The sequence below is a fragment of the Rhodococcus sp. KRD175 genome (assembly GCF_017168275.1).
GTDB classification, from domain to species: domain Bacteria; phylum Actinomycetota; class Actinomycetes; order Mycobacteriales; family Mycobacteriaceae; genus Rhodococcoides; species Rhodococcoides fascians.
On sequence record NZ_JABFAQ010000044.1, the window covers coordinates 1 to 6,402 of the forward strand.

Here is a 6,402-nt window from a genome sequence, read left to right on the forward strand (position 1 = left end):
CACCGCAAACGCCGTCAACGGCGCCTCGGCAAGCTCACCCCTATCGAGTTTGAGACAATCAACCGGACCGCACACGCGGCCTGAATCGCTCAACCCCACTAGTCAACTGAAGTCGGGGCAGTCCCGAGATCAGATTTGGGCATTTTCACTGAGCGCCGTCATTTGTCGCTGTTGAGGTGGACGTTGGTAGGTCCACGGACATCCAATGATCCGTCTGAACCACCTCCGAGCGGTTTTGGGTTCGAGTCACACGACCGAGTGGCGTCTTCTAAACTGAAAGCGTGGGCACTTCGTGGATTGCGAGCGGTGGTTCGGGCACCGAAGGCGGCTTCCGATGCGGATGGTGCGAGCCGCGACAGCGGCCGATGTCTACGCGCACCCGCGAGCCGAGCTTGCGCGGCTGACGGACCTGGGCCTGCTGCACCAAGTGGCGACGGGCTTCTACGTGGCCGTGCCCGACGATCGGGTCGGGACCGAGTGGATGCCTGGCCTGGAGGCTGCAGCAGTTGGTATCGCTGTCGCGGCGTACGGCCGCGATGACGCTGTGGTGATGGGTATCAGCGCAGCGCGGTTGCACGGTGTTCTTCCGCGTGCGTTGGCGACGGCTGTGGTGGCTGTGCCGACGCGACACGATCCGATTCGGTTGGTGGATCGGCCGGCGTTGGTTCGGTTCGTCGTGCGCGACACCGCACGTCTGGATGCGGAGCGTATCGATACCGAGTTGGGTCCGGTGTTGGTGACGACTGCGGAGCAGACGGTGTTGGATCTGGTAAAGCGTCCGGGTCTCGGTGACGCCGAGGCTGAGGTGTGGCCGGCGGTGGAGCAGTTGTATCGACGGTGCGATCCGAAAGTGTTAGCCGAGATCGCTGGGGCTCAGAAGATGCGAATGACGTTGACGCGGCTGCAGGCTCGGTTGGGGGAGAAGTAGTGAATCCCCGCGAGTTGGCCTCGGTGGCCGCGCAATTCGGTGTCGCGCGTGCACAGGTCGAGCGGGATCACCTGATCTCGCACCTGCTCGGCTATCTGAGTGCGCATTTCGCGGATCGGATTGTGTTCATCGGCGGAACAGCCTTGGCTCGAACCCATTTGGTCGATGGTCGTCTCAGTGAGGACATCGACCTGATTGCGGTCGGTTCCAGATCGGAGGTCGCTCGTGATCTCGTCCGCGCTCTCCCACGCGCGGTGATGCGCAGCCACGGGCGATTGGTGTGGGACTCGGCGATCAGCGAGGTGCCCGAGCGCCTCGGTGCAGTGGTGAGGTCGCAGTCCGGTCTGGCTGTCAAGGTGCAGTTGCTGTCGGCGGAGGGTCGCCCAGCATGGCCGCTGGAAAACCGGCGGCTCGAACAACGGTTTGAGGATGCACCGGGAGCTGAGTTGACGGTGCCCACGCAGCCCGCGTTCGTTGCGGGTAAGACGGTGACCTGGTGTGAGCGGCGGGCGTCGCGTGATCTGTGGGACCTGTGGGCACTCAATTGCATTGGCGCATTCGAACCGGAAGTGGCCGATTTGTATCGGAGGTTCGGGCCCACGAACAAGTTGCCTGGTGAATTGCAGTTCGCGGATGCTCCGACCGAATCCGATAGGGAGAGCGAGCTTTTGCGCGTCCGGACCCGTATCTTGCGAGCTGGGTGGTCGATCAGCCGTCGGAAGCGTGGAGGTCGACATCGGGGAAGCGCTCATCGAAGACGCGTTGGACATCGGGGTTGACCGCAGCGAGAACCTGATCGAGGAGCGTGCCGAGTTGCAGCGTCTGCGAGTGTCCTAGGACGTCGATCATGACGCGCCTGACTTCGCGGACGTGCCCGGGGGCGGCCTGGGCGACCACGTCCTTACCCTCCTGCGTCAGAGCCACCTCTGTGAAGCGACCGTTGTCGGTATCCGGTCGGCGACGCACCCAGCCGCGATTCTCCATCTTGGTCAGAGTGTGTGACAGGCGAGAGATAGAGCCACCGACGAATGCGGCGAGGTCACTCATGTGGACCGTCTGATGGGGCGTGTCCGATATACATGAAAGGACCATGTAGTCGAAGTTGTTGATTCCCGCGTCTTGCTTGAGCTGGGCACTCAGGACTGTCGGCAGCGACTCGACCAGACCGGCGAGCGTCAGCCACGCCCGGATCTCCTCCCGGGTCAGCCATTGGGGGTCGCTCGTCAACCTTGACGGTAAACACGCACTGTTGAAATATCAACTATGGGTGTCGAGGTGTTCCGAAGGGGGAAGTCCGGACGGGACAAGGAAAGCTTTGAGTCTCGACCCTGTGGGAGGGTCTCAGGACGTGAGCTTGGCTTGGTAGCGATCGAGGAGCGACGGGACGCCGGCGGTCGGGGGTGCCCACGAGTTCGGAACCGGACAATCGACGGCGACACGGCGGGCCGCAGCCACGAAGTCGCGGGTCAGAGGCGAGTCGACGTCCGAACGCCACCCGATGGACAACGGTGTGGGGGGTATGCCAGTCACCGGAACGAATGCCAAACCTGGCCTCGCATAGAATCTTTGAGTTGACGCTTGTGAGAACGCCACGCCCTTGCTGGAGAGGATGGCTTCGAAGCACTCGTCGACAGTGGAGACTTCGGCACCGAGACGAACGGTCTCACCATCCCTCGAGCTGACGGCGAGCCAGAAGTCCCTCCATGATTCCGGGCTGCGCCTCGCGACGAACGGTTGCCCCGCCACTTCTTCGACACTGGTCGAATCTTGCTGCGCCAGAGGCGAAGTGGATGCTACGACAAGCACTCTCGGCTCCACGAACAGTGTCTCGAGCGCAAGCCAGTCCTGCACGACGACCGGCGGCCTGACGAACGCGACGTCGACCGACCCGTCGCCGAGTCCGACGTAGGGGTCGGTGAAGTCGAACGACTGCATCTCGACCGCGACGTCGGGGTGGAGAGCACGGAAAGCCGACAAGATGTCCGGCGTCAGCTCCGCGGCAGCGTTCGCCTGGAATCCGACGATCAGGTTGTTGCGCCCGCTGCGGCCCACCTGACGTGTCAACGACGCGACACGCTCGGCATCGGCGAGAAGCTGCCTGCTCCCTTCGAGGAGCTTGTCCCCGGCAGGGGTCAACGAGACATGACGGGAATCGCGGATGAACAGTGCGGTTCCCAAGGCGTGTTCGAGTTTGCGAATCTGCACGCTGAGCGAGGGCTGTGCGATATGCAGCCGCGCTGCTGCCTTGCCGAAATGAAGCTCTTCCGCGACGGCCACGAAATACGACAACGGCCTGAGCTCCAACGGAAGATTCACGTCCCCGATGCTATTCCCGCAGCTAGACCAGCACCAGTAGTTGTTTCCTATCGATCGGGCGACCGATTGGTATTGGACGAACCCGCAGGTCCAGCGTGTGATGGGTCACATGACAACAGCAACCGACACCACCACCCAGACCCCGGAACAGTGGGCCGACGCGTTCACCCAAGCATCCGACGCAGACGCCGAGATCTCCGCGCACGGCACGTACTTCACTTGCTCGTACCTCCTCGACATGGACACCCACTCCTTCGTCATCGAGATGTCGAACGGCAAAGTCCACGCAATCGCCGTCGACCCAGGCCCGCTCGACCGGCCCTATCAGTTCGCCATCCGCGCCGGCGTCGAGACGTGGCAGGGCTTTGGAGTTCCCGTTCCGGCACCGATGTTTCACGGCATCTGGGCGGCGTCGTTCCAGCGCGACATGAGGCTCGAGGGAGATGTCCTCGTCCTGATGCAGAACCTGCGCTGCGTTACCCGCCAGATCGAACTGCTGCGCGCCGTCGGCGTTCCGGTCTAGTCCCCGACTCACACACGACTCACCGAAGGAACAGAACATGAGCAAGATTTCACCTGTGACCGGCCATTACGTCGATGTCGACGTCGACGGTCTTCTGTACAAGGTCTTCTACCTAGAGAACGGCACCGGCCAACCGTTGGTATGCCAGCACACCGCCGGGTGCCACAACCACCAGTGGCGTGGACTGCTCGAAGACGAGGACATCACGCAGAATTACCGCGTGATCGCGTACGACCTGCCCCGCCACGGCAAGTCCGATCCGCCGGAGAACACAGAGTGGTGGAAAGAGGAGTACAAGCTCTCGGCCGACCATTACGCCAACTTCATCGTGGCCCTGGTCGATGCACTCGAACTGGAGAATCCGATCTTCATGGGTTCGTCGTTCGGTGGCAACATCGCCTTGCAGCTGGCGCTTCGCCATCCGGAACGCTTCGCCGGAGTCATCCCGGTCGAGGGAGCCGACTACTCACCGGGCTTCTACCTCGACTGGTGGCAGCACCCCCACGCGAACGCTGCGCAGGTGTGCGCAAGTGGCACATGGGATCTCATGGCACCACAGTCGCCCGAAGCCGACCGCTGGAAGACCTGGTTCTACTACACGCAGGGATCCGAGGCGTTCAAGGGCGACTTGCACTTCTACTCCGTGGACCACGACCTGCGCGACAAGCTCGACCAGATCGACGGCGACCGTTGCCCGGTCGTCATGCTGACCGGCGACTACGACTACCTCACCACCCCTGAGGACAGTGCCCGCACAGCTGCGCAGATCAAGAATGCGAAGTTCATCGAGATGAAGGACATCGGGCACTTCCCGATGAGCGAGAACCACCCGGTGTTCCGGACGTACCTTATCGAGGCGCTCGAGGTCTTGCAGAAATCCGCGTCCACCTCGGTCTCCGTCTGACCTGACCCTGTGCACACCCGCATGCTCGCCGGCCTCCGACACGGGGCCGGCGAGCATTCTTTTCGGCCCTCGAAAGGGAGATCCCGATGTCTGCCAAACACTTTCCGTACTGGGTTGCCGGCGAAGCGACTATCAGCGGTGTCGCTACCGAGATCCGCAATCCGTTCGACGGTCGCATCGTGGGGACGGTGTTCGAAGCGGCGTCGGAACACGTCGACGCCGCGATCGAGGCGTCCGCCGCGGTGGCGGACGAGTTCGCGGGAACGCCGGCCCACGTTCGGTCGGATGCGCTCGTACTTGTCTCGACGCGTCTGCACGAGCGTCGGGAGGAAATCGCTCGGCTCATCTCTGCCGAATCCGGCAAACCGATCAAGTGGGCGCGAGTCGAAGTCGCTCGCGCGGTGTCGACATTTCGGTGGGCGGCCGAGGAAGCACGACGATGGAGCGGGCATCTTCAGCGACTCGACACCGACGCTGGATCGGACGGCCGCTTGGCGCTGATTCAGCGCGTCCCACGCGGTCCCATCCTCGGAATTGCACCGTTCAACTTTCCGCTCAATCTGGTGGCCCACAAGGTGGCACCGGCCCTGGCGGTCGGCGCGCCGATCATCGTCAAACCTGCGCCGGCCACCCCGCTGACAAGTTTGGTGCTCGGCGGAATGCTCGCCGAGACATCGCTTCCGGCGGGTGCTTGGTCAGTGCTGACCGTCTCTAACGACAAGGCATCGGACATGGTCGTGGACCCTCGGCTACCGTTTGTCTCGTTCACTGGATCGGTCCCGGTGGGTTGGTCGATTCGAGAACTCGTTCCGCGCAAGCACGTCACGCTCGAACTCGGAGGTAACGCCCCGGTGGTGGTCTGCGCAGACTGGGCCGACGAGGAAAAACAGGAGTACGCAGCCGAGAGGATCGCACGATTCTCGATGTACCAAGCGGGTCAGTCGTGCATCGCGGTGCAGCGCGTCTTCGTCCACGACAGTCTCTACGACGCCATGCGCCGCCGCATTCTGGCTCACGTCGCGTCGCTGTCGACCGGTTCACCCGACGACGACGAGACCGACGTCGGCCCCCTGATCGACGAGCGCGCAGCCGTACGCGTGGAGGAGTGGATCGAGGAAGCCGTCGAGGGGGGAGCCACCGTTCTGGCCGGCGGCGGACGCACGGGCGCAGTCGTCGAACCGACGGTCATCGAGGATGCACCGCCAGGGGCCAAGGTTGTGGACGACGAGGTCTTCGGGCCCGTTGTCGTACTCTGCAAAGTCGCCTCGGATGCGGAGGCATTCGAACAGGTCAATGAATCCCGATTCGGATTGCAGGCGGGCATCTTCACGTCGAACCTGCAGACGGCGTTCACTGCGTCACGCGTCCTGGACGTCGGCGGGGTCATCATCGGTGACGTGCCGGGCTTCCGCGCCGATCAGATGCCGTACGGCGGAGTCAAAGATTCTGGGATGGGCAAAGAAGGGGTGCATTCGGCGATGGAGGACCTGACGCAGGAGAAGGTGCTCGTTCTGACCGGTATCGAGATTCCCTGAGATTCGGCACGACCCACCCAACTCCGAATGCCTGTTCCGACGGCAAATTCACAGTGCGCCGGCTTTCCCGGCTCTTCCCAGATGACGGTGTAGGTCGGCCGGGCGCGTCGGTCCGCAGATAGACGTCGAGGTCTCCCGACGATGGAGGTTCCTACGCCATCCATCCGAAAGACCTCGACGTGTCCGACGCTACCCC

Annotated in this window: 8 protein-coding genes; 5 read left to right on the forward strand and 3 right to left on the reverse strand. The window is 63.0% G+C overall.

All coding sequences use genetic code 11. The annotated features are described in order from the left end of the window. Positions 1-334 precede the first annotated feature (334 nt). The gene (locus J1M81_RS24590) at positions 335-928 is read left to right on the forward strand and encodes a type IV toxin-antitoxin system AbiEi family antitoxin (protein ID WP_008719936.1); all 594 of its coding nucleotides are present in this window, start codon (positions 335-337) and stop codon (positions 926-928) included. Here J1M81_RS24590 and J1M81_RS26570 read toward each other — a convergent pair. Continuing rightward, positions 874-1,197 carry a hypothetical protein gene (locus J1M81_RS26570; RefSeq protein WP_230558482.1) on the reverse strand — a complete coding sequence of 108 codons (324 nt, stop codon included), beginning with the start codon at positions 1,195-1,197 and terminating at the stop codon, positions 874-876. The genes J1M81_RS24590 and J1M81_RS26570 overlap by 55 nt on opposite strands. Here J1M81_RS26570 and J1M81_RS24595 point away from each other — a divergent pair. Then, positions 1,087-1,707 (forward strand): nucleotidyl transferase AbiEii/AbiGii toxin family protein, encoded by a 621-nt coding sequence (locus J1M81_RS24595; RefSeq protein ID WP_230558480.1) that lies wholly within the window; start codon positions 1,087-1,089, stop codon positions 1,705-1,707. The two genes, J1M81_RS26570 and J1M81_RS24595, sit on opposite strands and share 111 nt — an antisense overlap. Here the strand turns inward: J1M81_RS24595 and J1M81_RS24600 are convergent. Both J1M81_RS24600 and J1M81_RS24605 read right to left on the reverse strand, forming a co-directional pair. Continuing rightward, entirely contained in the window at positions 1,637-2,155 is a 519-nt protein-coding gene (locus J1M81_RS24600) for a MarR family winged helix-turn-helix transcriptional regulator (RefSeq protein ID WP_008719933.1), read from the reverse strand. The two genes, J1M81_RS24595 and J1M81_RS24600, sit on opposite strands and share 71 nt — an antisense overlap. Before the next feature lie 114 nt (positions 2,156-2,269). Further along, on the reverse strand, positions 2,270-3,244 hold the full coding sequence (locus J1M81_RS24605; protein WP_042940220.1) for a LysR family transcriptional regulator: 975 nt from the start codon (positions 3,242-3,244) through the stop codon (positions 2,270-2,272). Between the two features lie 109 nt (positions 3,245-3,353). Between J1M81_RS24605 and J1M81_RS24610 the strand changes: the two genes are divergently transcribed. From J1M81_RS24610 to J1M81_RS24620, 3 genes are all read left to right on the forward strand, one after another. After that, complete coding sequence (locus J1M81_RS24610; RefSeq protein ID WP_042940221.1) at positions 3,354-3,767, forward strand: hypothetical protein; 414 nt, start codon at positions 3,354-3,356, stop codon at positions 3,765-3,767. A 37-nt stretch (positions 3,768-3,804) separates the two neighbouring features. Then, positions 3,805-4,671 carry an alpha/beta fold hydrolase gene (locus J1M81_RS24615; protein WP_008719926.1) on the forward strand — a complete coding sequence of 289 codons (867 nt, stop codon included), beginning with the start codon at positions 3,805-3,807 and terminating at the stop codon, positions 4,669-4,671. Positions 4,672-4,757: 86 nt separating this feature from the next. Further along, positions 4,758-6,206, forward strand: a complete 1,449-nt coding sequence (locus J1M81_RS24620; protein ID WP_206499039.1) for an aldehyde dehydrogenase family protein — start codon at positions 4,758-4,760, stop codon at positions 6,204-6,206. Positions 6,207-6,402: the final 196 nt, after the last annotated feature.